This window comes from uncultured Sphingomonas sp. (assembly GCF_964244235.1).
Lineage (GTDB): Bacteria > Pseudomonadota > Alphaproteobacteria > Sphingomonadales > Sphingomonadaceae > Sphingomonas.
This window is the reverse complement of the sequence record NZ_CAXTII010000006.1, coordinates 1-25,318: the sequence shown is the minus strand read 5'-3', so window position 1 is coordinate 25,318 and position 25,318 is coordinate 1. Positions and strand designations below refer to the sequence as shown.

Annotated in this window: 31 protein-coding genes, 2 tRNA genes and 1 pseudogene; 16 read left to right on the top strand and 18 right to left on the bottom strand. The window is 67.5% G+C overall.

Annotated features, from left to right (window positions below):
- Nucleotides 1-124: 124 nt before the first annotated feature.
- The 11 genes from trpB to ACFE7D_RS02220 all read right to left on the bottom strand — a co-directional run bounded on the left by trpB (nt 125) and on the right by ACFE7D_RS02220 (nt 9,539).
- Nucleotides 125-1,387: a tryptophan synthase subunit beta gene (trpB, locus tag ACFE7D_RS02270; RefSeq protein ID WP_375393803.1), complete on the bottom strand. Its 1,263-nt coding sequence runs from the start codon at nt 1,385-1,387 to the stop codon at nt 125-127.
- A gap of 176 nt (nt 1,388-1,563) precedes the next feature.
- Nucleotides 1,564-2,199 (bottom strand): phosphoribosylanthranilate isomerase, encoded by a 636-nt coding sequence (locus ACFE7D_RS02265; RefSeq protein WP_375393802.1) that lies wholly within the window; start codon nt 2,197-2,199, stop codon nt 1,564-1,566.
- Nucleotides 2,199-2,708, bottom strand: coding sequence for a GNAT family N-acetyltransferase (locus ACFE7D_RS02260; RefSeq protein WP_375393801.1), 510 nt, complete (start codon nt 2,706-2,708; stop codon nt 2,199-2,201). Before ACFE7D_RS02260 ends, ACFE7D_RS02265 begins: the two co-directional genes overlap by 1 nt.
- 46 nt (nt 2,709-2,754) lie before the next feature.
- Nucleotides 2,755-3,426: an orotidine-5'-phosphate decarboxylase gene (gene pyrF, locus ACFE7D_RS02255; RefSeq protein ID WP_375393800.1), complete on the bottom strand. Its 672-nt coding sequence runs from the start codon at nt 3,424-3,426 to the stop codon at nt 2,755-2,757.
- The gene (locus ACFE7D_RS02250) at nt 3,423-3,770 is read right to left on the bottom strand and encodes a lipopolysaccharide assembly protein LapA domain-containing protein (protein ID WP_375393799.1); all 348 of its coding nucleotides are present in this window, start codon (nt 3,768-3,770) and stop codon (nt 3,423-3,425) included. Before ACFE7D_RS02250 ends, pyrF begins: the two co-directional genes overlap by 4 nt.
- Nucleotides 3,771-3,848: 78 nt before the next feature.
- Nucleotides 3,849-6,146, bottom strand: a complete 2,298-nt coding sequence (locus tag ACFE7D_RS02245; protein ID WP_375393798.1) for a patatin-like protein — start codon at nt 6,144-6,146, stop codon at nt 3,849-3,851.
- A gap of 2 nt (nt 6,147-6,148) precedes the next feature.
- On the bottom strand, nt 6,149-6,862 hold the full coding sequence (locus ACFE7D_RS02240) for an endonuclease/exonuclease/phosphatase family protein (RefSeq protein WP_375393797.1): 714 nt from the start codon (nt 6,860-6,862) through the stop codon (nt 6,149-6,151).
- A 76-nt stretch (nt 6,863-6,938) separates the two neighbouring features.
- A tRNA-Thr gene (locus tag ACFE7D_RS02235) sits at nt 6,939-7,014 on the bottom strand.
- Between the two features lie 17 nt (nt 7,015-7,031).
- Complete coding sequence (locus ACFE7D_RS02230; protein ID WP_375393796.1) at nt 7,032-7,919, bottom strand: hypothetical protein; 888 nt, start codon at nt 7,917-7,919, stop codon at nt 7,032-7,034.
- Nucleotides 7,876-8,220 (bottom strand): MmcQ/YjbR family DNA-binding protein, encoded by a 345-nt coding sequence (locus ACFE7D_RS02225; protein ID WP_375393795.1) that lies wholly within the window; start codon nt 8,218-8,220, stop codon nt 7,876-7,878. Before ACFE7D_RS02225 ends, ACFE7D_RS02230 begins: the two co-directional genes overlap by 44 nt.
- Nucleotides 8,217-9,539: a replication-associated recombination protein A gene (locus tag ACFE7D_RS02220; RefSeq protein ID WP_375393794.1), complete on the bottom strand. Its 1,323-nt coding sequence runs from the start codon at nt 9,537-9,539 to the stop codon at nt 8,217-8,219. The genes ACFE7D_RS02225 and ACFE7D_RS02220 overlap by 4 nt, the downstream gene beginning before the upstream one ends.
- Nucleotides 9,540-9,827: 288 nt before the next feature.
- Here ACFE7D_RS02220 and ACFE7D_RS02215 point away from each other — a divergent pair, with 288 nt between their 5' ends.
- Both ACFE7D_RS02215 and ACFE7D_RS02210 read left to right on the top strand, forming a co-directional pair.
- Nucleotides 9,828-10,370, top strand: coding sequence for a PadR family transcriptional regulator (locus ACFE7D_RS02215; RefSeq protein ID WP_375393793.1), 543 nt, complete (start codon nt 9,828-9,830; stop codon nt 10,368-10,370).
- Nucleotides 10,367-10,690, top strand: coding sequence for a DUF2218 domain-containing protein (locus ACFE7D_RS02210; RefSeq protein WP_375393792.1), 324 nt, complete (start codon nt 10,367-10,369; stop codon nt 10,688-10,690). The genes ACFE7D_RS02215 and ACFE7D_RS02210 overlap by 4 nt, the downstream gene beginning before the upstream one ends.
- Before the next feature lie 145 nt (nt 10,691-10,835).
- Here the strand turns inward: ACFE7D_RS02210 and ACFE7D_RS02205 are convergent, their stop codons facing one another.
- Nucleotides 10,836-11,984, bottom strand: a complete 1,149-nt coding sequence (locus ACFE7D_RS02205) for a glycosyltransferase family 4 protein (RefSeq protein ID WP_375393791.1) — start codon at nt 11,982-11,984, stop codon at nt 10,836-10,838.
- 89 nt (nt 11,985-12,073) lie between these two features.
- On the opposite strand from ACFE7D_RS02205, the gene ACFE7D_RS02200 reads away from it, so the two are divergent.
- From ACFE7D_RS02200 to ACFE7D_RS02165, 8 genes are all read left to right on the top strand, one after another.
- Nucleotides 12,074-12,292: a DUF2945 domain-containing protein gene (locus ACFE7D_RS02200; RefSeq protein ID WP_375393790.1), complete on the top strand. Its 219-nt coding sequence runs from the start codon at nt 12,074-12,076 to the stop codon at nt 12,290-12,292.
- A 34-nt stretch (nt 12,293-12,326) separates the two neighbouring features.
- On the top strand, nt 12,327-13,700 hold the full coding sequence (gene radA, locus ACFE7D_RS02195; RefSeq protein ID WP_375393789.1) for a DNA repair protein RadA: 1,374 nt from the start codon (nt 12,327-12,329) through the stop codon (nt 13,698-13,700).
- Between the two features lie 77 nt (nt 13,701-13,777).
- Complete coding sequence (locus ACFE7D_RS02190; protein ID WP_375393788.1) at nt 13,778-14,452, top strand: tetratricopeptide repeat protein; 675 nt, start codon at nt 13,778-13,780, stop codon at nt 14,450-14,452.
- Nucleotides 14,453-14,562: 110 nt separating this feature from the next.
- Complete coding sequence (locus tag ACFE7D_RS02185) at nt 14,563-15,141, top strand: CvpA family protein (RefSeq protein ID WP_375393787.1); 579 nt, start codon at nt 14,563-14,565, stop codon at nt 15,139-15,141.
- On the top strand, nt 15,138-15,584 hold the full coding sequence (locus ACFE7D_RS02180; RefSeq protein ID WP_375393786.1) for an iron-sulfur cluster assembly scaffold protein: 447 nt from the start codon (nt 15,138-15,140) through the stop codon (nt 15,582-15,584). The genes ACFE7D_RS02185 and ACFE7D_RS02180 overlap by 4 nt, the downstream gene beginning before the upstream one ends.
- Nucleotides 15,581-17,344: a cation:proton antiporter gene (locus tag ACFE7D_RS02175; protein WP_375393785.1), complete on the top strand. Its 1,764-nt coding sequence runs from the start codon at nt 15,581-15,583 to the stop codon at nt 17,342-17,344. Before ACFE7D_RS02180 ends, ACFE7D_RS02175 begins: the two co-directional genes overlap by 4 nt.
- Nucleotides 17,341-17,727: a diacylglycerol kinase gene (locus ACFE7D_RS02170; protein ID WP_375393784.1), complete on the top strand. Its 387-nt coding sequence runs from the start codon at nt 17,341-17,343 to the stop codon at nt 17,725-17,727. Before ACFE7D_RS02175 ends, ACFE7D_RS02170 begins: the two co-directional genes overlap by 4 nt.
- Nucleotides 17,724-18,053 carry a DUF423 domain-containing protein gene (locus ACFE7D_RS02165; RefSeq protein ID WP_375393783.1) on the top strand — a complete coding sequence of 110 codons (330 nt, stop codon included), beginning with the start codon at nt 17,724-17,726 and terminating at the stop codon, nt 18,051-18,053. The genes ACFE7D_RS02170 and ACFE7D_RS02165 overlap by 4 nt, the downstream gene beginning before the upstream one ends.
- Nucleotides 18,054-18,091: 38 nt before the next feature.
- Here ACFE7D_RS02165 and ACFE7D_RS02160 read toward each other — a convergent pair whose 3' ends face one another.
- Genes ACFE7D_RS02160 through ACFE7D_RS02150 form a run of 3 tightly spaced genes read right to left on the bottom strand, consistent with a single transcriptional unit; the run spans nt 18,092 to nt 19,868 of the window.
- Nucleotides 18,092-18,232, bottom strand: a complete 141-nt coding sequence (locus ACFE7D_RS02160) for a DUF2256 domain-containing protein (protein ID WP_375393782.1) — start codon at nt 18,230-18,232, stop codon at nt 18,092-18,094.
- Nucleotides 18,232-19,332 (bottom strand): 3-dehydroquinate synthase, encoded by a 1,101-nt coding sequence (gene aroB, locus ACFE7D_RS02155; RefSeq protein WP_375393781.1) that lies wholly within the window; start codon nt 19,330-19,332, stop codon nt 18,232-18,234. The genes ACFE7D_RS02160 and aroB overlap by 1 nt, the downstream gene beginning before the upstream one ends.
- Nucleotides 19,329-19,868: a shikimate kinase gene (locus tag ACFE7D_RS02150; RefSeq protein WP_375393780.1), complete on the bottom strand. Its 540-nt coding sequence runs from the start codon at nt 19,866-19,868 to the stop codon at nt 19,329-19,331. The genes aroB and ACFE7D_RS02150 overlap by 4 nt, the downstream gene beginning before the upstream one ends.
- Nucleotides 19,869-19,950: 82 nt before the next feature.
- Between ACFE7D_RS02150 and ACFE7D_RS02145 the strand changes: the two genes are divergently transcribed.
- The 4 genes from ACFE7D_RS02145 to ACFE7D_RS02130 are packed head-to-tail and all read left to right on the top strand — an operon-like array spanning nt 19,951 to nt 23,746.
- Entirely contained in the window at nt 19,951-20,088 is a 138-nt protein-coding gene (locus tag ACFE7D_RS02145; RefSeq protein ID WP_375393779.1) for a hypothetical protein, read from the top strand.
- Between the two features lies 1 nt (nt 20,089).
- On the top strand, nt 20,090-21,859 hold the full coding sequence (locus ACFE7D_RS02140) for a hypothetical protein (RefSeq protein ID WP_375393778.1): 1,770 nt from the start codon (nt 20,090-20,092) through the stop codon (nt 21,857-21,859).
- Between the two features lie 24 nt (nt 21,860-21,883).
- The gene (locus tag ACFE7D_RS02135) at nt 21,884-22,789 is read left to right on the top strand and encodes a tyrosine-type recombinase/integrase (protein ID WP_375393777.1); all 906 of its coding nucleotides are present in this window, start codon (nt 21,884-21,886) and stop codon (nt 22,787-22,789) included.
- A 9-nt stretch (nt 22,790-22,798) separates the two neighbouring features.
- The gene (locus ACFE7D_RS02130) at nt 22,799-23,746 is read left to right on the top strand and encodes an acetyl-CoA carboxylase carboxyltransferase subunit alpha (protein WP_375393776.1); all 948 of its coding nucleotides are present in this window, start codon (nt 22,799-22,801) and stop codon (nt 23,744-23,746) included.
- A 70-nt stretch (nt 23,747-23,816) separates the two neighbouring features.
- Here ACFE7D_RS02130 and ACFE7D_RS02125 read toward each other — a convergent pair whose 3' ends face one another.
- Both ACFE7D_RS02125 and ACFE7D_RS02120 read right to left on the bottom strand, forming a co-directional pair.
- Nucleotides 23,817-23,984 (bottom strand): Flp family type IVb pilin, encoded by a 168-nt coding sequence (locus tag ACFE7D_RS02125; RefSeq protein WP_174286523.1) that lies wholly within the window; start codon nt 23,982-23,984, stop codon nt 23,817-23,819.
- Nucleotides 23,985-24,113: 129 nt separating this feature from the next.
- Nucleotides 24,114-24,293, bottom strand: coding sequence for a Flp family type IVb pilin (locus ACFE7D_RS02120; protein ID WP_375393775.1), 180 nt, complete (start codon nt 24,291-24,293; stop codon nt 24,114-24,116).
- A gap of 68 nt (nt 24,294-24,361) precedes the next feature.
- Here ACFE7D_RS02120 and ACFE7D_RS02115 point away from each other — a divergent pair, with 68 nt between their 5' ends.
- Nucleotides 24,362-24,775: a (deoxy)nucleoside triphosphate pyrophosphohydrolase gene (locus ACFE7D_RS02115; RefSeq protein ID WP_375393774.1), complete on the top strand. Its 414-nt coding sequence runs from the start codon at nt 24,362-24,364 to the stop codon at nt 24,773-24,775.
- 114 nt (nt 24,776-24,889) lie between these two features.
- Here ACFE7D_RS02115 and ACFE7D_RS02110 read toward each other — a convergent pair.
- A tRNA-Cys gene (locus ACFE7D_RS02110) sits at nt 24,890-24,963 on the bottom strand.
- A 171-nt stretch (nt 24,964-25,134) separates the two neighbouring features.
- On the opposite strand from ACFE7D_RS02110, the pseudogene ACFE7D_RS02105 reads away from it, so the two are divergent.
- Nucleotides 25,135-25,318: pseudogene (locus ACFE7D_RS02105) on the top strand (protein-L-isoaspartate O-methyltransferase); the annotation flags it as partial.

Here is a 25,318-nt window from a genome sequence, read left to right as displayed (position 1 = left end):
AACCCTATCGATAGCGCTGCAAACCAATTCTGCTTGGGGAATAAAAAGCTTAGCAACCACAAGGACAGAACGGCCGTAACCCCAGCCACAACAGCCGAGGTAACTGCCTGCCGCCAATCCAGCTTCATATCGCCACCCCCAGCGCTTCCGCGACGGTGAAGATGTCCTTGTCCCCGCGCCCGCACAAATTCGCAAGAATCACCTGATCCTGCCGCATTTCCCGTGCCTTGCGCGCGACCGCTGCGATCGCGTGCGAGGGTTCCAGTGCGGGAATGATCCCCTCCGTCCGGCACAGCAACTGGAACGCATCCAGCGCCTCGACATCGGTCGCACTGTCATACTGCACCCGGCCGATGTCGCGCAGCCACGCATGTTCCGGTCCGATGCCGGGATAATCCAGCCCGGCGGAGATCGAATGCGCCTCGGTGATCTGGCCGTCTTCGTCCTGCAGAAGGTACGTCTTGTTGCCGTGAAGCACCCCCGGCGATCCGCCCGCCAGGCTTGCGGCATGTGCCTTGTCGAGGCCGTGCCCCGCCGCCTCCACGCCAAGCATCGCGACATCGGCATCGTCGAGGAACGGATGGAACAGCCCGATCGCGTTCGACCCGCCGCCGATCGCCGCGACGAGGAGGTCGGGCAGGCGGCCGGTCCGTGCCAGCATCTGCGCGCGCGCCTCCTTGCCGATCACGCTCTGGAAATCGCGGACCAGTTCGGGATACGGGTGCGGACCCGCCGCGGTGCCGATGATGTAGAAGGTGTCGTGGACGTTCGCGACCCAGTCGCGCATCCCCTCGTTCATCGCGTCCTTCAGCGTGTGCGCGCCGCTGGTCACCGGACGCACCTCGGCGCCGAGCAGCTTCATGCGGAACACGTTCGGGGCCTGCCGCTCGATATCGCGCGCGCCCATGTAGATCACGCAGGGCAACCCGAAGCGCGCGCAGACCGTCGCGGTAGCGACGCCGTGCTGGCCCGCGCCCGTTTCCGCGATGATACGCGTCTTGCCCATCCGCATCGCGAGCAGGATCTGCCCGACACAATTGTTTATCTTGTGCGCCCCGGTATGGTTCAGCTCGTCGCGCTTGAACCAGACCTGCGCGCCCATTGCCTCGGGCGCGGACGCACGCAGCGCTTCGGTCAGCCGCTCGGCGTAGTAGAGCGGCGACGGGCGGCCGACATAATGCTCCAGCAGGTCGTCGAACTGCGCCTGGAATGCGGGGTCTCCCTTCGCCGCGCGGTATTCGCGATCGAGATCGAGGACGAGCGGCATCAGCGTCTCGGCGACGTACCGCCCGCCATAATCGCCGAAATGGCCACGGGAGTCCGGTTGTTGACGCAGGCTGTTCGCCAGCTTGGGGGGCTGCGTGCGGAAGGAATTGGGGGCGTTCATGGGGGCGCTTTAGCATCTGGCGTTAGCGAGTCACCCCCGCCCCTCCATTACCCACCCCGGCGAAGGCCGGGGCCCAGAAGGGAAAGCCGGAATTGGCGCCTGTTTCGCTTCTCAACAGGAGACGTTGCAACTGGGCCCCGGCCTCCGCCGGGGTGGGGCTCATCCGCGAGCGGGGCTTATGAAACGACCGCTGCCAGGAACGCAGCGATCTTGCCGACGTCCTTGACCCCCGGCGCGCTTTCCACGCCCGACGACACATCGACCGCCGCCGCCCCCGTCACCCGGATCGCCTCCGCGACATTGGCCGGATCGAGCCCCCCCGACAACAGCCACGGCAGCGGATGGCGGAAGCCCTCCAGCAGCGTCCAGTCGAACCGCACGCCCATGCCGCCCGGCAGCGCCGCACCGTCCGGCGTCTTGGCGTCGTACAGCACCCGGTCCACCGCGCCCGCATAGGTTCGCGCTGCATCGAGATCGGCGCGTGCCTTGATCGCCACCGCCGCCCAGGTCTCGCGCCCGAACCGCGCGCGGATCGCGGCGGCGCGGGTCGGGTTCGTCCGGTGGAGCTGGACCGCGTCGAGCCGCCCGGCCGCGATCGCGCGCGCCAGCAGTTCGTCGTCCGGATCGACGAACACCCCGACCCGCCCGACCTGCCCCGGCACCCGCGCGGCCAGTTCGGCGGCGCGGTCGAACGACAGATCGCGCGGGGAGGGCGCGAAGAACACGAAGCCGACATAGCGCGCGCCCCCGCGGACCGCGGCGTCCAGCGTCTCGGGGGTCGACAGCCCGCAGATCTTCGCGGTCGCGGGCATCAGGCGAGCGGCTTTTCGAGGACGACGAGCGTCAGGGGCGCGTCGAACGCCACCGGGAACGGACGCACCTCGCCGGTCGGGACGTAACCGCGGCGCGCATAATAGGCGATCAGCTCGGTACGCTGTTCGATGACCGTCATCTCGATCCGGCGCGCATCGAAATCGTCTCGCGCCATCGCCTCGGCAGCGGCAATCAGCTGGCGACCGAGGCCATCCGCCTGCCGCGACGGATCGACGCACAGCTGGCCCAGATAGGCGAGATCGCCCCTCGTCTGTGCCACGCGAACCGATCCGATCGGTTCTTCGCCGTCCCACAGGATCAGCAATCGTTCGGCCGGATCGGCTGCCATCGCTTCGAGTTCGGCCAGCCCGATCCGTTCGCCGTCCAGGAAATCGGCCTCATGCGTCCAACCGGTCCGCGACGTATCGCCGCGATAGGATCGCTGGATCAGCGCCTGGAGCGGGACGAGATCGTGCGCGGCGGCCGGGCGGATGGACAGATCGGACATCGCCCGCGCTGTAGCACTGCGCGGGCGGGCGGCAACGGCGGTGTCGCTACAACGTCGCTTCGATCGCGCGCGCGGCGGTGTCGGGGTCCTCCGCCTGCGTGATCGGTCGCCCGACCACCAGGATCGACGCGCCCGCGTCGAGCGCCTGACGCGGGGTCATGATGCGTTTCTGGTCGCCGACATGATCGTCGGGCATGCGGATCCCGGGGACGACGAAGAAGCCCCTGGCCCAGCGCTTGCGCGCGGCGGCGACCTCGGTGCCGGCGCAGACGATGCCGTCGATCCCGGCTTCCGCGGCGAGGTCGGTCAGGCGCAGGACCTGATCGTGCGCACTGCCGGAGATGCCCGTCGCGGCCAGGTCGCTGTCGTCCAGGCTGGTCAGCATCGTAACTCCCACCACCTTGGTGGCAGGCGGCGCGGCGGCCTTCGCATCTTCCAGCATCGCGCGACCGCCGCTGGCGTGGGCGGTCAGGATCGCGGGCGCGAGTGGCCCCAGCGCCTGCACCGCCTTGGCGACGGTATTGGGAATATCGTGGAGTTTCAGGTCGAGAAAGATCGGCAGCCCGATCGCCGCCATGTCACGAACCCCCGCCTGTCCGTTGGCGACGAAGAATTCCAGTCCGAGCTTCAGCCCACCGACATGATGCCGCACCCGCTGCGCGATCGCCTTGGCGCGCGCGAGGTCGGGGGTGTCGATCGCGACGTAGAGCGGGCTCAAGGATCGATCGCCTGAACGGAAACGATCGGCGTCGGCGGGGTCTCCGGTGCGACGACCGGCAGCTGCGATACGGGCGGCTGTGGCGCGGGCGGCACGATGCGCAGATCGGCCAACGCGCGTTCGCAGGCCGCAAGACGCTGCCGCAACCGCCAGCGCACCGCATGATGGAATACGAGCATCGGCAGGAACCCGACGAGGAAGGTCACCAGCAGCAGCAGCGGCAGGTTCACGTCCGCGATCAGGCCGCTCCATAAATGGATTTCGACCAGGTCCCAATTGCCGTAGGTGAAGATCGCGGCAAGGAACGTCAGCAGGCACCAGAACAGGATTTTCAGGAACTGCATCGGCTGGCCATCCTCGCTACCTACGCTCGTGGGGGACGACGCTAGCCGTGAAGCGTGTCGCTGGCCAGTGCGGAGCGCTCACCCGATCTCCCGGCGCAGCGACGCGACCAGCGCCGCGACCGCGGTCAGCTGCGGTTCCTCCTCGTCCAGGATCGCCAGAAATGCAGCGCGCTTGATCGCGGCGACGCGGCCGGGCTTCATTCGCACGGTGCGGGGCAGCGTGGAGATCGCGATGTCGATCATCCGCTCAGCACCGTGCAGCCGTCCCCAGAGATAGTCGTTCTCGCGGTAGGCGCGGCTGAAGAATGCGCCGAAGCTGCTGAACTGGATGCCCTTGAGCGACGCCTCCGCACCGCCTGCGCGGATCGACACGGCATCGTCGGGGGCGATGCGATCGACCTTGATCGGATCGAATTCGTCCAGCCCCTCGCCCTGCAGCATCGGCAACGTCGCCGCATCGAAATAGGGAAAGCCGAGATAGGCGAGCAGCAGCGGCCGACGCGTCTCCTTCGATGCGGTGGCGAACGCCGCCGCCAGCCGCGCATCGGTCTCCGCGTCGAGCCGGGTCAGGTCGAGCGACCGGGACAGCGCCTCGAGCAACGCGCCGGCATCGCCGCGCAACGATCGCACGTTTGGACGAAGCGCGGCATGCGCATCGGTTCGCTCGCGATCGAGATAGGCGGAGAGCGATTCGTATATGGCTTCGCGCACCACCGCCGCCTCGGGTTCGTCGATCGCGGCGTTGCCCGTGGTACCGGTCGCCGCGTCCGCTTCGACATCGGACAATCGCCGCGCCAGCAGCCGAAGGCGGCGGATGCGAAAGCGCAGATCGAAGCGGCGGAGGAAATCGATCTCCGCCGCGTGGCGGTCGTCCGACGCGGCGTGCGCGGCGACCGCGGCCTCGATAGCGGCGCGGATCCTGCGCCGGCGCAGCGGCCCGGGTTCACCGCCGGCGTGATAGAGCAGACTGGCGATCGTCTCGACGACGCCGACCACCTTCAGATGGCCATAAGCGGCGTAGCTGTATCCGGCGCGCGCGGCGGCCGCCATCTGCGCGCGCCGCCGCCAGGCGATCAGCCGTTTCGGCGTCGGTCGATCGAGGAACAGCGTGCGGCCGAACAGCGATTCGATCTCCGCCTCGACGTCGGGGCGGATGGTCGCGACGACATTGCGCATCCGCTCGATGCGCGCGGACCGGGCGGCGATCGCCTCGAGATTGTCGCGGATCGGCTGCTGACGCGGCAGTTCGCTGATCGATGCGAGGATGGTCTGGAAGAAACCGGGTTTTTCGCTCTGACTGCCGATCCGGAATTTAAGCCCCGGAAACGGATCGATATAGATGAACCGCCGGTCGATCTCGCGCCGGGCGGGACGCTCCCGCAGGGCTTCGATCGCCGGCCGGAACGGCGCATTGGCCAGGACCGACCCGTCGATCAGGACCGCCTGTTCCGCCCCGCGTGTCGCCCAGTGACGCGGCAGGATCCGCTTCAGGAAATCGGCGCGTCCGGGCCACGCGATCCGCCTCTGTTTGATCACCATATCCAGTTCGCCGACCACGAACGGCGGGAAGGCACCCGGGAAACTCGAGGTAGCACGCGCGGCGAACGCCATTTCGGGCACGGCGGCCAGCGTATCGACGGGTACGCCATGATCGGTGAAGCCGACGACCAGCCGGTGTTCGGTTTCGATCACCTCTGGTGGCGAATGGAGCGACAGGCGTTCGGGGTGACCGGTGAAATCGGTGACCGTGACGAACAGGTCGAGCGGCTGACCGAGCGGCAGCAGCCGGGGACCTCGCTTGCTCGCCGCCATCGCATCCAGCGCGTCGATCAGGAGATTGGTGAACGTCGCTCCGCCGAACGGCGGGTCGAACCAGCGCGAGCGGACGAAATGCGACAATTTTGCCCGGACCTCCTCACGCGCCGCCTCGTCCAGCGCCTCGACCTTGCTGGCGCTTCGCCCGGCCGCCACCCAGGCGAGCGGGAGCGCCCATAATTTGGAGAAGCGCGAATTGGGAGCCGCGTCGGGATCGATCAGCGCCTCGACATCGGCCGACGTCAGCCAAAGTTCGGTCAGCGGATCGAGGCTCTGCCCGGTCGCGATCGCCTGGGCGAGGAAGATGCCGTTGATCCCGCCGGCGCTCGCGCCAGCGATGATGTCCGCCAGGACTCGAACCCGGACGCCGCTCTGCTCCTGCATTTCGGCGAACAGCGCGTGGAAGACGCCTTCGCTGCCGGTACTGGGCGCATGGCCGTCATGATAGGCGAGGCTGGCCTGGGCGAGGTGCCATATCTCCTTGGTGATGCCGTGCATGTAGACCGCGAGGCTGATGCCGCCATAGCAGACGAGCGCGAGACGAAGCTCCTTCTCGCGCACGTCTAGAAATCGCCTCGCGGTGCGCGGACGGGGTCGATCACGGCCCAGATCGGCAGATGATCGCTTGCCTTGCGCGCGGTGGCGCTCGTCAGCACGCCGCAATCGACGATCCGCATCGACCGCGACACCATGATCCGGTCGAGCCGCCCGACCGGACGCTTGGCATGGAAACTGGGACCGGTCGCCGCGAAATGATGGTCGCGCGCGAAGTCGCGCAGGCAACCGGAATGCGTCGACCATTCGTTGAGGTCGCCCATCAGGATCGACGGCAGCGATCGCGGATCTTCCGCGATATGGGCGAGGATCGCCGCCGCCTGCCGCCGCCGCCACAGCCCGGACAGATCGAGATGCATGCCAACCACGCGCACCGCCGCGCCGGTCAGTTCGACATCGGCACTGACCGCGCCGCGCGGTTCCAGCGAAGGGAGGTGGATCGTCGCCCCGGCCGAGACGACCGCGGATCGCCGCACGAAGATCGCATTGCCGTGCCATCCCATGCTGGCCGAACGCGTCCGCCCACCGACCACTTGCCAGCCGTCGCGCTCGATCAGCGCATCCGGAATGATCCGCGCACGGGTGCCGAAGCGGCGGTCGACCTCCTGAAGCGCGACGATATCGGCATCCAGTTCGCCCAGCACGTCCATGATCCGCGCCGGGTCGCAGCGCCGGTCGCCGCCCACGCCCTTGTGCATGTTGTAGCTGGCGACCTTTATCATTCCGCGGCGGTCGGCCAGCTCATGATCGGATGCAACGCGCGGGCATGACGGTTCCTTCGCCGCTGGCGTTGGCGGATGGTGCCGGTTGCAGGAATCGAACCCGCGACATCCAGTTTACAAAACTGGCGCTCTACCAACTGAGCTAAACCGGCCCGCCCCGGCCAATGCGTCAACGCACGCCGAACGTCCAGCCCTCGGTTTGCGCGATCTGCGCGGTCATCGCGGGCGGCGACCATAAGGCCGTATCGCCAGCGCTTGCGCGGAGCCAGGCGGCGGCGAGGATCGCGTCGGTCGCATGGTCGTCATAGACGGCGAGCGCCCCATGCGGGCGGGTGCCGAAAGCGGCGAGCGCGGTGTCGAGCGACGCTGCGTCGCGCATCTTGCTGCGGCCCTTGCGCATACCGGACGCCCGGGCGGCGATCGTGGTGTAGATTTCGACGATCACCAGGCCGTCGGCGGGTACCGGGTCGAACGGCCAGATCGCTACACGGTCGCCCAGATGATGGAGCAGCCGCATGCCCGCGAAGCTGGCCTTGGCGACCTGTGCCGCGCCGATCGCGTCGTACACGGTCGACAGCTTGCGACCCGCGTCGGCGGCGATCTCGCACACCCGCCAGTGAAGGAACGACGCCTTGGGGCCGTCCGCCGCGCCCAGGTAGAAATGCGTGCCGCGCCGGGTCTCGAGAAACGACGCCGCGCCCAGATCGGTGTCGGGGCTGTGCACATCGACAAACGCCCACAGTGCGCGGGCGTCGGCGGTGGGGGGCTCGCCCGGCAAATGGGCACCGCGCGCGACGAACGGCGCGGAGAAGCTGAAATCGAAGCCGACCAGCGTCGGCTCGTCGGCATGCGTAACGATCCAGTCGAGGATGCCCCGCCGCGACCAGGCCCCGCCGGGGGCGGGGACGAGCGTTGGCGCAGCATCGCCGCGCCCGCAGACCGCCAGCGCGATCCCCTTGTGACGGCTGCCCTTCGCCCCCGACCAGTCGATCGCCGCGAACCGGGTGAAGCGGTCAGGGGCGATCGCCGAACGCCTCGCGCTGGGCCTTGCGCGCACGGTCCCACCAGGCGCGTTCGATAAGGGCGACGATCCGCTCATGCGCAGCGGTGCCGAACCGGGCGAGGACGTTGGGATAGTTGCGATAGTGATCGGTCTGCCAGAACGTCGCCGGATCGGTCTCGATCAGCATCGCCTTTTCGTCGATCGACGCGGCGAACAGGACGAAACTGCCCTCCTCGCGACCCGGCGCGGCGAAGGCCTTGCCATTCACCTTCGGGCACGGGGTGCCGTAATAGGGCGACATCTCGACTTCGGGCAGCGCGCGGGCGAACCGGCAGACCTCGTCCCAATCCTTCATGCGTCGTTCCTGCCCTGCCGACGCTCGTCCCACCAGGCGAGGCGTTCGGCCAGCCGCTTCTCGAACCCGCGATCGGTCGGTTCGTAGAAGGCTTGCGGCGGCAGTTCCGCCGGCCAGTAGTTCGCGCCGGAAAACCCGTCCGTAGCGTCGTGGTCGTAGGCGTAGCCCTTGCCATAGCCGATATCGCGCATCAGCTTGGTCGGCGCGTTCAGGATATTGTCGGGCGGCATCAGCGACCCGGTCTCCCTCGCGGACCGCCACGCCGCCTTCTGCGCCTTGTAGACCGCATTCGATTTGGGCGCGGTGGCCAGATACAGGCACGCCTGCGCGATCGCCAGTTCGCCCTCCGGACTGCCGAGGAAATCATAGGTGTCCTTGGCCGCGATGCACTGGACAAGCGCCTGCGGATCGGCGAGCCCGACATCCTCCACCGCGGCGCGCGTCAGCCGGCGCAGGAGGTAGAGCGGCTCCTCGCCAGCGGTCAGCATCCGCGCGAGATAATAGAGCGCGGCGTTCGGGTCGCTGCCGCGGATCGATTTGTGGAGCGCGCTGATGAGGTTGTAATGCCCCTCGCGATCCTTGTCGTACACCGCGACGCGGCGCTGCAGGAACGCGGACAGCCCGGCGGGGTCGAGCGGTTCGGGCAGGTCGACCGCGAACAACGTCTCGACCTGGTTGAGCAGGAAACGGCCGTCGCCGTCCGCGCTCGCGACCAGCGCCTCGCGCGCCGAAGCGTCGAGCGGGAGCGGCCGGTCCATCTCCGCCTCCGCCCGCTCCAGCAACTGTTCCAGCGCCATGCGGTCGAGCCGGTGGAGGATCAGCACCTGCGCGCGGCTGAGCAGCGCGGCGTTCAGCTCGAACGACGGATTCTCGGTCGTCGCGCCGACCAAAGTGACGGTGCCGTCCTCGACATAGGGCAGGAAGCCGTCCTGCTGCGCGCGGTTGAAGCGGTGGATCTCGTCCACGAACAGCAGCGTGCGCTTGCCGATCTTCGCGTGGTCGCGCGCCTCGGCGAACGCTTTCTTCAGGTCCGCTACGCCCGAGAACACGGCGGAGATCGCGACGAAGCGCAGGTCCACCGCACCCGCCAGCAACCGTGCGATCGTGGTCTTGCCGGTGCCGGGCGGCCCCCACAGCACCATCGACGACAACCGCCCCGCCGCGACCATCCGCCCGATCGCGCCTTCGGGGCCGGTGATGTGATCCTGCCCGACGACCTCGGCGAGCGAGCGCGGGCGCAGGCGGTCCGCGAGCGGGGCGTTCTCGTGGAGCGTATCGGGGGTGGGCGGGGGTTCCACCCCCGCGAACAGGTCGGCCATGGCGTCAATGTAATCATTCCTCCCCGGGACGGGGAGGGGGACCAGCGAAGCTGGTGGAGGGGGTTCGCCGCGAGCGACTCACTCGTGGCCCGCCCCCTCCGTCAGCCTGCGGCTGCCACCTCCCCGCGAACGGGGAGGATTGAAGATATATCTCCAATAGCTCTTGATCTTCGTCTATTGCGATATATCTTGGTGCTATCGTGACACATAAAGGAACGAACGATGTTTAGCATGAACGGCCGCGGATGCGGTCCAAGGGGCGGCCGCTTCGAGCGCGGGCCCTTTTCGATGAGCTGGGAAATCCATGGCGACCGGCAAGGCGGCCGCCACGGCCATGGGCGCGGCGATGGCGGCGGTCGGAGCCGGCGGATGTTCGATGGCGGCGAGCTGCGGCTGGTGATGCTGAAACTGATCGGCGATGCGCCGCGCCACGGCTACGATGTGATCCGCGAGATCGAGACGATGACCGGCGGCGCGTACGCGCCGAGTCCGGGCGTGGTCTATCCGACGCTGACGCTGCTCGACGAGATGGGGTTGATTGCCGAGCAGCAGTCGGAAGGGTTCAAGAAGCGCTTCGCGGCGACCGACGAGGGGCGCGCGCATCTCGTGGAGAATGCCGAGCAGGTGGCGGCGCTGGTTTCGCGGCTGACCGGGCTTGCCGCAGAGCATGATCGGGTCGGCTGGAACCGCGCGCCGGTTCGGCGGGCGATGGCGAATGTGCGGGAGGCCATTCAGAATCGCCTCCCGCGCGGTGAGGCTTCCGACGAGACGCTCTATGAAATCGCCGCGCTGATCGACGAGGTCGCGCAGAAGATCGAGCGGCTGAAGTGAGCGGTCATAGCGCGGTCGCGGAGGTGCCGACGGGGTCGGCCAGCAAGTATCTGCAGCAATTGTGCAAGCATTGGCAGCACAATCTGACCGTTGAATTCACCGCCGATCACGGCACCGTGATCTTTCCGAAAGATGCGCGCGGTGCCGATCATCCCGGCGACGGACTGGTGACATTCGATTCGATCCCCGATTCGCTGATCGTCCGGATCGATGCCACGTCACCCGAGCAGCGCGACGGGTTGAAAGGGGCGGTCGCGCGGCATCTGGACCGCTTCGCATTCCGCGAAGCGCCTCTCGCCTTTCACTGGCGTGACGATTGATCGTGGCTGCAACTGCAAAGCAATCCGCGCCCTGCCTTTTGCGGAACTTAGGGTCCAAACCCGATCAGGCCAACGGTTTGGCCCGCCGCAAAGCGGTCGCCCGGAGACAGGCGATCACGACCATCGGCCTGATCGGGTTTGGACCCTAGACCTTTTTCTCGTCGATCAATGCCAGATACTGGTCCAGCACCGCCTGGTTCGCGCGGTCCCAGCGGTAGCGTGCGGCCTCGGCATGCCCTGCCCTGCCCATCGCCTCGCGGAACGCGGGCTCGGTGACGATCCGTTCGATCGCATCGGCGTAGGCACCGATGTCGCGGGGCGGGACGAGGAAACCCGTCCGCCCCTCCTCGATCAGGTCGACCGCCCCCGTCGCGCGCGCCGCGACGACGGGAACGGCCGCTGCCATCGCCTCGGTCGTGACATTGCCGAAGGTCTCGGTCTCGCTTGGGTTGAAGAAGATGTCCATCGACGCGACCGCACGCCCCAACGCCTCGCCCGACTGGAAGCCGGTGAACACCGCGTCGGGGACCTGCCGGGCAAACCATCTGCGCGCCGGGCCCTCGCCGACCACCAATACGCGGTGCCGGATGCCGCGGCGGCGTAGTTCCTTCACGACCTCGGCGAAGGCGCGCAGCCCCTTTTCCTTCACCAGCCGGCCGAGAAACCCCACGACCATCTCGTCGTCGTCGATGCCGAGCGACCGTCGCCACGCCATGTCGCGCCGCGTGGGGGAGAAGCGGTCATGGTCGATCCCGCGCGACCAGATGCCGATCGTCGTCGTCACGCCCCATCCGCGCAGCAATGTTCCCATGCTTGGGCTGGGGACCAGGACCCGGTCGGCCCGGTTGTAGAAGCGCACCAGCATCCACTGGATCAGCGGTTCGACGAAACCGATATGATAATAGCGGAAATAGGTCTCGAACCGGGTGTGGAGCGCAGCTACCGAGGCGATGCCGTTTTCACGCGCATAGGTCAGCGCGCCGTGCCCCAGGAATTCCGGCGCGGAGACGTGGATGATGTTCGGTGCGAACGCCTCCACATCGGCGCGCGTCTCCTTCGGGAAATAACGGCCGAGCTTGTATTCGCCGCGGCCGGGAAACGCGAAACCGGGAGCCTTCACCAGCGTACCCGTCGGCGCGAAGGCGGGCGTGTCCGTCGTCGGCGAATAAACGCGGACCGTCACGCCCTGCGCCATCAGATGCGCGACGAGCAGGTTCTGTGCCTGGTTCGCACCGTCGCGCACATAATTATAGTTGCCGCTGAACAGCGCAACGCGGAGGTCGGTGGCGTGCATGTGCCTGCGCGATAGCGGGCGGTCGCGCCGAACGCCACCGGAACGCGCATCGACTTCGCGGGTTCGAATCGTCTGACGGGAGAACGGCAATGGCGAACGCTTTTCGCAAAGGCGAGAAGGTCAATTGGCACTGGGGCAGCGGGACGGCCGCGGGCAAGGTCGAGGAACGGTTCGACCGGCGCGTGCAGCGGACGATCAAGGGATCCAGGATCGTCAAGAACGGCACCACCGACAATCCCGCCTATCTGGTCGTGCAGGAAGATGGTGGCCGGGTTCTGAAACGCGGATCGGAACTGTCGAAGAGGTAGTTCCCTTTACGTTCCGGTTCGGCTAGGCAGCCGCATGGCCAAACCGCAGAAACGCTATGTCTGCCAGGCGTGCGGATCGGTCGCGTCGCGGTGGCAGGGGCAATGCGCCGATTGCAGCGAATGGAACACGTTGCTCGAGGATGCCGGCGGCGCGGTGACGCCGTTCCGTGCGAAGCATGATTTGCAGTCGGGCGGGCGATCGGTGGAGCTGGTCGCGCTGGATGCCGAGGTCGAACTGCCCGCGCGGATGCCGAGCGGAATCGCCGAATTCGACCGGGCGCTTGGCGGCGGTTTCGTCGAGGGATCGGCGACGTTGATCGGCGGGGATCCCGGGATCGGCAAATCGACGCTGTTGTTGCAGGCCGCGGCGCGGATGGCGCTGGCCGGGCAAAGCGTCGCGTATATCTCTGGCGAGGAAGCGGCGGATCAGGTCAGGCTGCGCGCGCGGCGGCTCGGGCTCGGCACCGCGCCGGTGATGCTGGCGGCGGCGACGTCGACGCGCGATATCCTGACGACGCTCTCGCAAGGGAAACCGCCCGCGCTGCTCGTGATCGACTCGATCCAGACGATGCATTCGGATCTGATCGAAGGCGCGCCGGGCACCGTGAGCCAGGTCCGGGCGTCGGCGCAGGAACTGATCCGCTTCGCCAAGCAGCGCGGCACTGCCGTGGTCCTGGTCGGCCATGTGACGAAGGACGGCAGCATCGCCGGCCCGCGTGTGCTCGAACATATGGTCGACACCGTGCTGGCGTTCGAGGGCGAGCGCAGCCACCAGTATCGCATCCTGCGGGCGGTGAAGAACCGGTTCGGGGGGACGGACGAGATCGGCGTCTTCGCGATGCAGGCGGAAGGACTGGCGGAGGTCGCGAACCCCTCCGCGCTGTTCCTGACGCAGCGCGACGAGGGGGTGACGGGGACGACCGTCTTCCCCGCGCTCGAGGGCACGCGACCGGTGCTGGTCGAAATCCAGGCGCTCGTCGTCCGGCTGGCGAGCGGCGCGACGCCCAGGCGTGCGGTCGTCGGGTGGGATTCGGGGCGGCTCGCGATGATCCTCGCGGTGCTGGAGGCGCGGTGCGGGCTCAGCTTCTCCGCCTGCGAGGTCTATCTGAACGTCGCGGGCGGCTACCGCGTGCAGGACCCCGCCGCCGACCTGGCCGTCGCGGCGGCGCTGGTGTCCGCGCTCAGCGAACGGCCGGTGCCGATCGACGCGGTCGCGTTCGGCGAGGTCGCGCTGTCGGGCGAAATCCGCCCCGTCGCGCACGGCGCGCTGCGGCTGAAGGAAGCGGGCAAGCTCGGCTTCGAACGCGCGCTGGTGCCCGCGTCGGTGGCGAGCGAGAAGAGTGCGCTGCGGGTGTCGGGGTTCCGGACGCTGGCACAGTTCGTGGATCATATGATGGGGCGCGGGTGAGGGTGGACCGATTCCGGGTAGGGAGATAGGCGATAGGCATGCTTTACAGGATATGCTGGTCCATGACGCCGGGGGTGATGACGCTAATCGTCCTGTCGTCGGCAATCCAATCTCCGGCTATCGCGCAAACCGTTGCGCCACCGTCACCCGCCTTGGGCAATGCCGTTTCGCCAGAAGCGTGGCAGCTCTACAGCCAGGGGCACACCGCGCAAAGTCGAAACGACTTATCAACGGCCCTAGATCGACTGAATCAGGCCATCTCGCTATCGCCAAAGCTTTATTTGGCTTATATGGACCGGGGGATCGTCTACTTTAAGATGCAGCAGTTCGATTTGGCTGCAAAGGATTTCTCAGAAGCGATAGTCTTGGGTAATACCGCTCCCGGTCTTCAATTCGGCTATAAGTTGCTTGGTATCTGCTACCGTAAGCTCAACAGGCCGGCCGATGCCATCCGCACATACACGATTTATATCGATGGACCGGGCGGAAATGATTGGGACGGTATAAACCAGCGGGCCGAAGCTTATGCGCAGGCGGATGACATGACGAACGCGCGAAGAGATTTTGAGCGAGCACTACAGTTATCGCCGAACAACCCCAAAGTGCTGGGATCGCTCACCGTTTCCGACGCAAAGGCTGAGGATTGGGTCCATGCATTTGCCGATTCGACGAGGTGGCTTGCTGTAGAGCCGGGTCAGAGGACTGCGTCGATAATTCAAACGGCGGCGCGACAGCACCTGGGTAAGAACTAATCGTTTCCGGCCGGTGAGGTAATGATCCAGAGCGCCGGCTTCTACGCAAGTTTGCCGTCACATGCGCGAAGGGGTGGCGGTTCGCCCCGGCGCTCCCTATTCCCCACCCCATGGGTTTCACCGCACTCGACATCATCGTCCTCCTCGCCGTCGCCAGCGCCGCGCTGATGGGGGCGGTGCGGGGGTTCGTCACGGAGGTGCTGTCGCTGTTCGCCTGGGTGGCGATCGTCGCCGCGCTGAAGCTGTTCCACATCCCGCTCGCGCAGGCGATGACGCATGTCGTCGGCACGGTGTCGGGTGCCGCGGTGCTGGCCTTCGCGATCATCGCCGGGATCTGTTATTTCGGGGGACGGATGGTGGCGCGCGCGATCGGGTCGCGGACGCGGACGTCGATCCTCGGGCCGGTCGACCGCGCGCTGGGACTTGGGTTCGGCGCGCTCAAGGGGTTGATCCTGGCGAGTCTGGTGTTCCTGCTCGCCACGCTGGTGGTGGACACCGTCGGCGGCGGTCCTTCGCGGCGGCCGTTGTGGATGACCGCATCGAAGACCTACCCGTTGCTCAACGCGACGAGCGCGGGGATCGCCGATTTCGTCGATCGCCGCCGCCACGGCCTGCCGGTGTTCGGATCGCGCGCGATGCAGGAAGGCGCGGCTGCCGATCCGGCCAACCGCGCGGAGGCGACGCCGTGACTGCGCCGCTCTACAATGCGGAGATCCTGCGTCTCGCCGCATCGATCCCGCGCCATGAACGGCTTCCCGATCCGATGGGCAGCGCGGAAAGGCGGTCCCCGATCTGCGGCAGCCGGGTCACGGTGGATGTCGATACCGACGCGGATGGCCGTATCGAGCGGGTCGGGCTGCTGGTCCGCGCCTGTGCGCTCGGCCAGGCGTCGTCGTCGTTGCTCGCGGCGAACATGATCGGCCGGACGCCGGAGGAACTGGCCGCGGCGAGCGATGCGTTGACCGCGTGGCTGGCCGGCGGCGAGGATATGCCCGACTGGCCGGGGATCGCGATCTTCACCCCCGCGCTGTCGGTGACGGGACGCCATGCGTCGATCCGGCTGGCGTTCGAGGCGGCCGCGGCGGCGGCAGCCCAGGCACGTGATCGTGCGCGACCGCTGGCGGCCGAATGACGGAGACCGGCGCGACGTTGCTGCTGCGTGACGGGTTCGTGTTGCTTGGCGTGGGGCTGGTGTTCGTGCTGCTGTTCCGGCGGCTCGGCCTCGGTGCGACCCTGGGGTATCTCGTCGCGGGTGCAGTCGTCGGGCCGCATGTCCTGGGACTGGTCGGCGATGCCGAGGCCAAGATGGGGATCGCCGAACTCGGCATCACGTTGCTGCTGTTCATCGTCGGGCTGGAGCTGAACCCGACCCGGTTGTGGCGGCTGAAGCAGGAGATATTCGGGCTCGGCCTCATCCAGGTCGTGATCTGCGGCTTCGCGATCACCGGCGTCGTCTGGGTCGGCACGCATTTCTCCGCCGCCGCGGCATTCGCGCTCGGGCTGCCGCTCGCCTTGTCGTCGACTGCGCAGGTGCTGCCGATGCTGCAATCGGTCGGGCGGCTGCGCACGCCGTTCGGCGAGCGCGCGTTCTCGATCCTGCTTTTCCAGGACTTGTCGATCGTCCCGCTCATCACGATCGTCGCCGCCCTGTCGCGCAACCCCGCCGACGCAAACGCACCCCCGGGCTGGTTGCTTGCGACCTACACGGCGGGTGCCGTCGTCGGGCTCGTGATCCTCGGGCGGTTCGCGATCAGGCCGCTGTTCCGGCTGATCGGCAATCTGGGCGAGCGCGAGATGTTCGTCTTCGCCGGACTGTTCACCGTGATCGCCAGCGCCGCGCTGATGCAGGCGCTCGGGCTGTCGACCGCGCTTGGCGCATTCGTCGCCGGCGTGATGCTGGCGGACAGTCCCTATCGTCATGAACTGGAGGCGGATGTCGAGCCGTTCCGGTCGATCCTGCTCGGCCTGTTCTTCCTCGCGATCGGCATGCTGCTCGATCTGGGCGCGATCGCCGAGCGGCCGTTCTTCGTGATCGCCATGGCCCTGGCGCTGATCGCGACCAAGGCGACCGTGATGACCGGCATCGGGCTGGCGTTCCGGATGAAGTGGCGGCAGGCGCTGGCGCTCGGGTTGTTGCTCAGCCAGGGCGGCGAGTTCGGCTTCGTCCTGTTCGCGCAGGCGCAGCGCGGGCTGCTGATCGCACCCGCGGCGGCGAGCCTGTTCGGCGCGATCATCACGCTGTCGATGGCGACGACGCCGTTCCTGATGCGGGTCACGCAGCGCATCCGCGCCGAACCCATGGTGGCGCAGGGCGACCGCGACGGTCCCGAGATGGACGGTGCGAACGCGCTGGTCGTCGGTTATGGCCGGTTCGGGCAGACCGTCGCGCAAATGCTGATCGCGCAGGGCATCCCCGTCACGCTGATCGACAACGATATAAAAATGATCGACATCGCGAGCGAATTCGGCGCGACGGTCTATTACGGGGACGGCACGCGCCTGGATCTGTTGCGGCAGGCGGGTGCACGTGAGGCGGAGTTGATCCTGTTCTGCATCGATGGTGACCAGATGGAACCGGGGCTGATCGCCGGGGTGCACGAGGCCTTTCCCGACTCCACGATCTTCGTGCGCGCCTATGATCGCCGCGCAGTCATCAAGCTGCGCGACGCACCGGTCGAATATGTCGTACGCGAAGTGATGGAGTCGGCAGTGATGATGGCCCGGCGCGCGCTCGCCAGCGTGTCGGTGGGCGAGCAGGAGATCGACCGGACCGAAACGGAGTATCGACGGCGCGACCGCGAGCGACTGCACGCGCAGCACGAAAGCGGCGATCTCCGCGCGGCGGGTGACACCATGCTGACGCAGGATCCGCGAAGGGCGGAGGGCGCATGAAGAATCGCGCGATCTGCGAACGCATGGGGTTCGCGCTGGCCGGCATCCGCGAGGCCCATGCGCGCGAACAGTCGTTCCGCATCCATGTCCGAACGCTGGCGGGGGCGATCCTCGCGCTGCTGGTGCTGCGGCCGAGCGCGATCTGGTGGGCGGCGATCGCGATCGTGGCCGCACTGGTGCTGGCGTTCGAGATGATCAATTCCGCGCTGGAGGGGCTCGTCGATCTCGTTCATCCCGAAGTCCATCCCGAGATCAAGGTGGTGAAGGACATGGCATCGGGTGCGGTGCTGGTCGCGGGGTTCGCGGCGATCGTGGTGGCGGTATGCCTGCTGATCGCGGTGGGACCGCGTTTCCTGGGTGAGTTGAGGGGGTGGATCGGATGAACTGGCTGGCGATATTCGCTGCGCTGTCGGGTGCGCTTGCGGTCGGTGCGGGCGCTTTCGGTGCGCATGGTACGAGCGGCCAGGCGGCGGAGCTGCTGAAGACAGGCAGCCATTACCAGCTGATTCATGCGGTCGCCGCGCTGGTCGCGATGCGCCTCGACGTGCGGGGGCCGGGATGGTCGTTCGTGGCCGGCGGCGCGCTGTTCGCGGTGTCGCTCTACGCGCTGGCGATCGGTGCGCCGCGGTTGGTCGGCGTGGTGACGCCGATCGGCGGGGCGTTGCTGATCGGCGGGTGGCTGTGGCTGGCTTGGGCGGTGCGGGTATGATTTGATCCGCTCCCCGATAATTCGGTACGACGGCGGCCCTATCGCTTCTTCCGGCACGCATCCGAGCAATGGATCACGCTGTCCCAATCCCGCGCCCATTTCTTGCGCCAGGCGAACGGGCGGTTGCAGGCCGGGCAGGTCTTCGTCGGCAAATCCTGCTTGGCGACCCCGTTCGGCATCAGCGGGCCTGCGTGTCGAGGAACGCTTCGACATCGGCCAGGTCCACGTGGCGATCGAGGAAGGTTTGCCCGATGCCGCGGGCAAGCAGGAAGGGTAGCGTGCCTGCCGCCATCTTCTTGTCGTGGCGCATATGATCGACCAGCCGCGCTCCCGATGCGGTGATGCCCGCCGCGGCCAACCCGTCGGGCAACCCGACGTCGCGCAGATGCGCCGCCACCCGCACCGCATCCGCAGCCCCGCACAGGCCCGCCCGCGCCGAATAGGCGAACGCCAGCGCGCATCCGGCGGCGACGCCCTCGCCGTGAAGCAACCGGTCCGAAAAGCCCGCTTCCGCCTCCAGTGCATGGCCGAACGTGTGCCCCAAATTCAGAAGCGCGCGGATGCCGTTGGTTTCATGTTCGTCCGCCGCGACGATCCGCGCCTTCGCCGACACGGCATGCGCGATCGCGTACACCCTGGCACCGGCGTCTCCTGCCAGCAGCGCCGCGCCGCTCGCCTCGCACCAGGCGAAGAAGGCGGGATCGTCGATCAGTCCGTATTTGACGACCTCGGCATAGCCCGCCGCGACCTCGCGCGCGGGCAGCGTATCGAGCAGGTCGGGGTCGATCAGCACCAGGACGGGCTGGTGAAACGCACCGATCAGGTTCTTGCCCGCGCGCGTGTTGATCGCGGTCTTGCCGCCGACCGACGAATCGACCTGGGCGAGCAACGTCGTCGGGACTTGCACGAACCGGCATCCCCGCTTCAGGATCGCACAGGCGAAACCGACCAGATCGCCGATCACCCCGCCGCCAAGCGCCACGACATGGTCGCCGCGTTCGACCCCGAATGCCAGCAGCGCGTCGCACAGCATTTCCAGCGTGGCCCAACTCTTGGTACGTTCGCCCGGGGCCAGGACGATGGCCTCGCTGGCGATCCCCGCCGCATCGAGTGCGGCCTCGAGCGTGGCGAGATGCGCGCGGACATTTTGGTCGGTCACGATCACGATACGCCGCTTGCCGACCAGCGGTGCGAGGTGATCCGCGGCGCGCGCCAGCAACCCGCCCTCGATCAGGATCGGACAGGTGCGCTCGCCAAGCGCGACGGTGACGGTCTTCATCGGCCGATCGCCTTCAGGATGGCGGCGACGGTCGCGTCATGCGGCGTCCGGTTGCTCGCGACATGGATCGGGGCCAGCGCATAGATCGGATCGCGCACGCTCGCCAGTTCGCTCAGCACGCCGTGCGGGTCGCGACCGCGCAGCAACGGCCGCGTATCGCGTCGGCGGACTCGCTCGACCAGGACGTCGGGATGCGCGCTGAGCCAGATCGCAGTGGTCTGGTCGAGGATCAGCGCACGCGTCTCCGCATTGATGAACGCGCCGCCGCCCGTCGCGATGACCTTGGGCCGGCCGTCGATCAGCCGCGCGATCACGCGGCGTTCGCCGTCGCGGAAATACGCTTCCCCGAACCGGTCGAAGATTTCCGCGACGGTCATCCCCGCCGCCGCCTCGATCTCATGGTCGGCATCGACGAACGGCAGCGACAGCCGCGCCGCGAGCCGGCGTCCGACGGTCGATTTTCCGGCCCCCATCAGACCGACGAGAACGATGGGCAGGCCGGTCCATCCGGGCGGGGGGTTGTGGCTTTGCAACATCGGAAGCGCCGCTATACAGCGGGCGTGCGCGACGGCAAAACCGTGCGCGGTGTCGCTTTATCGTTCTGTCCAAGGTCTGCCCATGTCCCGCCCGCTGATCGTCCTGATTCTCGTCATCGTCCTCGTGATCGGCGGGATGGTGTTCCTCGCCGGCCGGTCGCGCGAGCAGCCACAGACACGGGTCGAGAAGGTCGTGCCGCTTGCCAATCTCCAGAGCTAGCGTGCGTCGTCTCGCGGCGCTGGCGGCCGGGGTATCGCTCGCTCTCGCCGCCGCCTGGGTACCGGCGATCGGACAGGATCATCCGGAGTCGATCCTGCCGCCCGGCTTCGGCGAACCCGCCGCGCGGCCAAGCGCAGCACCGGCGGCAGGATCGACACCCGCAAGCCCCGGCGCGACGATCGAGGCGTTGCCGAGCGGATTGCCGACCGTCAGCCCGAGCGACACGCCGACCGCGACGCCGACACCCGATGCGCACATGCTCGCGGAATATGCGTTGCCGTCCTTTGCACGGCGTTCGCTGGCGCGAGTAGGATCGATCGGTACGGGCGATGGCGGTTTGCCGAGCGACGCCTTCGGTGCGGCGGACGGACCCTATCTCGAACGGTTGATGCGGACGCTCGACGTGCCGCTGCCGTCGCGCTGGATGTCGATCCTGCTTCGTCGCGCGCTCGTGTCAGCGGTCGATACGCCGCAGGGCGCCAACGGCGCGGATTTCGCGGCGGAACGCGCCTGGCTGCTGCTGCGGATGGGCGAGTCGCTATCCGCCCGTGCGGTCGTGCAGGACGTCGATACCAGCAACTACACGCCAAAACTCTACCAGGTGGCGATGAACACCGCGCTGGCGACGGGCGATCCGGCGCAATTATGTCCGCTGGTCGATGGCGGGGTTCGAGAGACGGGCGAGGCGGGGTGGACGCTGGCGAAGGCGATGTGCGTCGGCCTGTCCGGCGAAGCCGCCCGCGCCGGTACGCTCGTCACCCAGGCCAAACGGCATAATGTCGCGCGCGGCGTGGACCTTCTGCTCGCGCAGAAGGTCGTCGGTACGGGCGCGCAGGGTCGGCAGGCGGTTACGATCGAATGGACCGGGGTCGACCGGCTGACCGCATGGCGCTTCGGCCTCGCGACTGCGACCGGGGTCGCGGTCCCCGAAGAACTGTACGCCGGTGCCGGGCGGCAATTGAATTACTGGCGCGCGCTGGCACCCGCAATCCCGCTGGCGGCGCGAGTCGCTCCGGCGGAGGCGGCGGCGGGGCAGGGAGTGCTGTCGAACGCTGCACTGGTCGATCTCTACAGTGCGGTCGATGCCGCCGACGACAGCGCCGCCGCGCCTGCGGCCACGGCACAGGACCTGAAAACCGCCTATACCGGTACGACCGTCGATGCGCGGATGGCCGCGATGCGCCAGCTTTGGGGCGCGACCGGAGCGAAGCCTGCCTATGCGCGACTTGTCTTGACCGCCCGTGCCGCCGCGCAGATCCCGGTGGCGAGCGGCAGCGGGGACGCACCGGCACTGGTCGCCTCCATGCTGTCCGCCGGGCTCGACCGGACCGCGATGCGCTGGCGCGGATCGGTCGATAAAGGCGGCGACGCGTGGGCGATGATCGTGCTCGCCGATCCCGACTCGACCGGATCGATCGGCTATGGCGATCTGGCCGGCTATTCGGGAAGCGGCGACGCGGGGCTGAAGCTGCGGCTTCTCTTTGCGGGCCTGGCCGGTCTGGGAAGGCTGGCACCCGGCGATATCGAACGCGCGGCGGAAAAGCTGAACGTCCGTATCGGTGCGGAGAACGCCTGGACGCGCGCGCTGGACCGCGCTGCGCGCGCCGGTCAGCCCGGAACCGTGGTGCTGCTCGCCGCGGTGGGCATGCAGACGCCGTCCTGGCACGGCGTTCCGCCCGAGGCGCTGTACCGGATCGTCGGCGCGCTGCGATCGGTCGGACTGGAAGGCGACGCCCGCATGATCGCCGCCGAGGCGATCGCGCGCCTGTGATCGCCGAGCCGAGATCGTCGAGCCGTGATCGGTAGCCGCGATCACCAACTCGTCGAGTTGTTCCTCGAAATGCTGGCGGCCGAAGCGGGTGCCGCGACGAACACGCTATCGGCCTATCGCAGCGATCTGATGCTGGCCTCCGCGACGCTCGGCGGGCGATTGACGGATGCGGATTCATTGACGCTTGCCGCGCTCGGCGAGGATTGGCGCGCGCTCGCGCGGTCGACCGTCGCGCGGAAATCCGCGGCGCTCCGGCGTTTCTTCGCATTCCTGGCGGACGAAGGTCACCGTGCGGACGATCCCGGTGCCGCACTGCCCCGGCCGGGTGCGGCACGCGCCTTGCCGAAGGTGCTGGGGCATGCCGATGTCGACCGCCTGTTCGCGGCGATCGCGGCGCGGCTGACGGTCGAGCCCACCCGCCCCGGCGATCTGCGTCTGTCCGCGCTGATCGAGCTGCTATACGGATCGGGATTGCGCGCGACCGAACTGGTCAGCCTGCCGCGGTCCGCCGTTCATCCCAAGCAGCCATACATGATCGTGAAGGGGAAGGGCGGGCGCGAGCGGCTCGTACCGATTTCCGATCGGGCACGCGCCGCGGTGATCGCGTGGCGCGCGCAGGTGGCCACCGACCGCGCATGGCTGTTTCCGTCGGGCAAGGGTCATCTGTCACGCATCCGTCTCTACCAGATCGTCCGCGCGCTGGCTGTGGAGGCGGGGATACCCGTGGACCGGGTCAGCCCCCATGTCCTGCGTCACGCCTTCGCCACCCACCTGCTGGCGGGGGGGGCGGACCTGCGCGCGCTGCAGACGATGCTTGGCCATGCCGACATCGCGACGACGGAGATCTACACGCATGTCGACGCCAGTCGGCTGGTCGAACTGGTCAACACCCGACACCCTCTCGTTGAATTAGCGCCCCGTCGCGGGTAGCGAGACGCGATGCCCAGCTTTTTAGACTTCGAGAAACCGATCGCCGAGCTGCAGGGCCGGATCGACGAACTGCGCGACACCGCGGCCGACGGGTCGGTGGATATCGACGCCGAGATCGGGCGGCTGCAGGCCAAGTCCGACAAGCTGCTGAAGGATACCTTCGCCCGGCTGACGCCGTGGCAGAAGACGCAGGTCGCGCGTCACCCCGAGCGGCCGCATTTCGAGGATTACGTCGCCGGGCTGTTCGCGGAATTCGTGCCGCTGGCCGGCGACCGCGCCTTCGCCGACGACCGGGCGATCGTCGGCGGCTTCGCGACGTTTCGCGGGCGCAAGGTCATGGTCATCGGGCATGAGAAGGGCGACGACACCGCGAGCCGCCTTCGCCACAATTTCGGGATGGGCAAGCCGGAGGGCTATCGCAAGGCGATCCGCCTCGTCGAACTCGCGGACCGGTTCGGCTTGCCGGTGATCACGCTGATCGACACCTCGGGTGCGTTCCCCGGTATCCAGGCGGAGGAGCGCGGTCAGGCCGAGGCGATCGCGCGATCGACGCAAGCATGCCTGCGCGCGGGCGTTCCCGTGGTCGCCGCGATCGTCGGCGAGGGCGGATCCGGTGGTGCGGTCGCACTGGCGGCGGGCAACCACGTCCTGATGTTCGAACATGCGGTCTATTCCGTCATCAGTCCCGAAGGCTGCGCCTCGATCCTGTGGCGGACCGCGGACAAGGCACCCGATGCGGCCGAGGCGATGCGGGTGACGGCGCAGGATCTGAAGATGTTCGGCATCATCGACACGATCGTACCCGAACCGGTCGGCGGTGCGCACCGCGATCCCGTGGCGGCGATCACGGCATTGGGCGATGCGCTGGCGGCCACGCTCCATGTTCTGACCAGCGAGGACCCGGCGCGGTTGCGGCAGGCGCGACGCGACAAGTTCCTCGCGATGGGCCGGCTCTGAGGCACAATCGAAAGGGGCGGCGGGACCATGTCCCGCCGCCCGATCGCTTCAGTCTCGTCTTCCAGAAGGCTTAGGTAGCCTTCATGTTCGACGTGACGTTGCTGAAGGTCGTCTTGAGCTGGTTGCCCAGGCCCTGCATCGCGGCAATCGCGGCCACTGCGATGAGTGCGGCGATCAGGCCGTACTCGATGGCGGTCGCGCCCTTCTTGTTACGAAAAATCTTGCGGATCATCTGCATACCGGTCTCCATTGCTATCACTTCAATTACCCGGCTGAACCGGTAGACCGGAGCAGCACGACGATCCTTAGGAGAATGGCCGTTTAAAAAGACTTAAGCGTGGAACCTTTTTTCGAAGCGCTGAACGCGTCAGTGCGCCGCCGCGACGTTGGCGCTGATGTTGTTCCACAGCCCCGACGTCGTGTCCGCAAGGCCGATCAAAGCGGCCATCATCGTGATGACGACCAGCGCAGCGATCAGCCCATATTCGATCGCGGTCCCGGCGCGGCGATCGAGCGCGATACGCGCGACCGTCCTGGCGATCCTCATGGCGGAGATGCGGGGCGGTTTCATGACAGGATATATGGATGAAGAGGTTTTAACGAATGGCGAACACGATGTCGGAACGTCCCGTGCCGCCGTTGATCGTCGCGGCCGCCGCGCTGATCGATCGCGACGGACGTGTCCTGGTTCAACGCCGACCCGCCGATACGGCGCATGGCGGGTTGTGGGAATTTCCCGGCGGCAAGCTGGAGCCGGGCGAAACGCCCGAAACCGCACTGATCCGCGAACTGGAGGAGGAACTGGCGATTACGGTTCCGTGCGGCTGTCTGAGCCCCGCCGCCTTTGCCGGCGCGCCGCTGGCCGATCGACACTTGCTGTTGTTGCTCTTCATCGCCCGCAAATGGACCGGCGTCCCGCGCGCACTGGCGGCGAGCGAACTGCGCTGGATGCGACCGGCCGACCTCCACGTGCTCGACATGCCGCCGGCCGACAAGCCGCTGATCGCGATGCTGGAGGCCATGCTCTGATCGCTATGCTGGAGGCGATGCTCTGATCGCGGTGCTCGAGGCGATGCTCTGATCGCGGTGCTCTGATCGCGGTGCTCGAGGCGATGCTCTGATCGCGATGCTCTGATCGGCATGTGGAGGCCCGACCGGGAATCGAACCCGGGTGCAAGGATTTGCAGTCCTCTGCGTCACCACTCCGCCATCGGGCCCCGATAGGGTGGACGCGGCTGATGCGCAGGTGGAGCGTCGGCTGTCAACCAGTCCGCGCGACGACCGGTCGCGGCTTGGCCGAAATGCCCTCGCGCGATATATGCACGACGGCGGCGATGCCTCGATTTGGTGTATTGCGTCAATAACACGGCTGTGCGAGAGGGTTTGGCATGACGACTGATATCATCGACCGCGGCGATCTCGCCGCCACCGCCGAACCCCGCGATTTCATCGCGATGCGTCACCAGATGGTCGTAAGCCAGCTCCGCCCCAACGCCGTGACGGATCAGCGCGTGGTCGCCGCGATGGCGACCCTGCCGCGCGAGCGTTTCCTGCCGGCGGACGTCCGGGGGC

Coding starts and splice junctions, on each gene's coding strand:
- trpB (WP_375393803.1), bottom strand. CDS start 1,387: ATGAACGCCCCCAATTCCTTCCGCACGCAGCCCCCCAAGCTGGCGAAC.
- ACFE7D_RS02265 (WP_375393802.1), bottom strand. CDS start 2,199: ATGCCCGCGACCGCGAAGATCTGCGGGCTGTCGACCCCCGAGACGCTG.
- ACFE7D_RS02260 (WP_375393801.1), bottom strand. CDS start 2,708: ATGTCCGATCTGTCCATCCGCCCGGCCGCCGCGCACGATCTCGTCCCG.
- ACFE7D_RS02250 (WP_375393799.1), bottom strand. CDS start 3,770: ATGCAGTTCCTGAAAATCCTGTTCTGGTGCCTGCTGACGTTCCTTGCC.
- ACFE7D_RS02240 (WP_375393797.1), bottom strand. CDS start 6,862: ATGATAAAGGTCGCCAGCTACAACATGCACAAGGGCGTGGGCGGCGAC.
- ACFE7D_RS02225 (WP_375393795.1), bottom strand. CDS start 8,220: ATGAAGGATTGGGACGAGGTCTGCCGGTTCGCCCGCGCGCTGCCCGAA.
- ACFE7D_RS02220 (WP_375393794.1), bottom strand. CDS start 9,539: ATGGCCGACCTGTTCGCGGGGGTGGAACCCCCGCCCACCCCCGATACG.
- ACFE7D_RS02215 (WP_375393793.1), top strand. CDS start 9,828: ATGAGCTGGGAAATCCATGGCGACCGGCAAGGCGGCCGCCACGGCCAT.
- ACFE7D_RS02205 (WP_375393791.1), bottom strand. CDS start 11,984: ATGCACGCCACCGACCTCCGCGTTGCGCTGTTCAGCGGCAACTATAAT.
- ACFE7D_RS02200 (WP_375393790.1), top strand. CDS start 12,074: ATGGCGAACGCTTTTCGCAAAGGCGAGAAGGTCAATTGGCACTGGGGC.
- radA (WP_375393789.1), top strand. CDS start 12,327: ATGGCCAAACCGCAGAAACGCTATGTCTGCCAGGCGTGCGGATCGGTC.
- ACFE7D_RS02190 (WP_375393788.1), top strand. CDS start 13,778: ATGACGCTAATCGTCCTGTCGTCGGCAATCCAATCTCCGGCTATCGCG.
- ACFE7D_RS02185 (WP_375393787.1), top strand. CDS start 14,563: ATGGGTTTCACCGCACTCGACATCATCGTCCTCCTCGCCGTCGCCAGC.
- ACFE7D_RS02175 (WP_375393785.1), top strand. CDS start 15,581: ATGACGGAGACCGGCGCGACGTTGCTGCTGCGTGACGGGTTCGTGTTG.
- ACFE7D_RS02170 (WP_375393784.1), top strand. CDS start 17,341: ATGAAGAATCGCGCGATCTGCGAACGCATGGGGTTCGCGCTGGCCGGC.
- ACFE7D_RS02165 (WP_375393783.1), top strand. CDS start 17,724: ATGAACTGGCTGGCGATATTCGCTGCGCTGTCGGGTGCGCTTGCGGTC.
- ACFE7D_RS02160 (WP_375393782.1), bottom strand. CDS start 18,232: ATGCCGAACGGGGTCGCCAAGCAGGATTTGCCGACGAAGACCTGCCCG.
- aroB (WP_375393781.1), bottom strand. CDS start 19,332: ATGAAGACCGTCACCGTCGCGCTTGGCGAGCGCACCTGTCCGATCCTG.
- ACFE7D_RS02150 (WP_375393780.1), bottom strand. CDS start 19,868: ATGTTGCAAAGCCACAACCCCCCGCCCGGATGGACCGGCCTGCCCATC.
- ACFE7D_RS02145 (WP_375393779.1), top strand. CDS start 19,951: ATGTCCCGCCCGCTGATCGTCCTGATTCTCGTCATCGTCCTCGTGATC.
- ACFE7D_RS02130 (WP_375393776.1), top strand. CDS start 22,799: ATGCCCAGCTTTTTAGACTTCGAGAAACCGATCGCCGAGCTGCAGGGC.
- ACFE7D_RS02125 (WP_174286523.1), bottom strand. CDS start 23,984: ATGCAGATGATCCGCAAGATTTTTCGTAACAAGAAGGGCGCGACCGCC.
- ACFE7D_RS02120 (WP_375393775.1), bottom strand. CDS start 24,293: ATGAGGATCGCCAGGACGGTCGCGCGTATCGCGCTCGATCGCCGCGCC.
- ACFE7D_RS02115 (WP_375393774.1), top strand. CDS start 24,362: ATGTCGGAACGTCCCGTGCCGCCGTTGATCGTCGCGGCCGCCGCGCTG.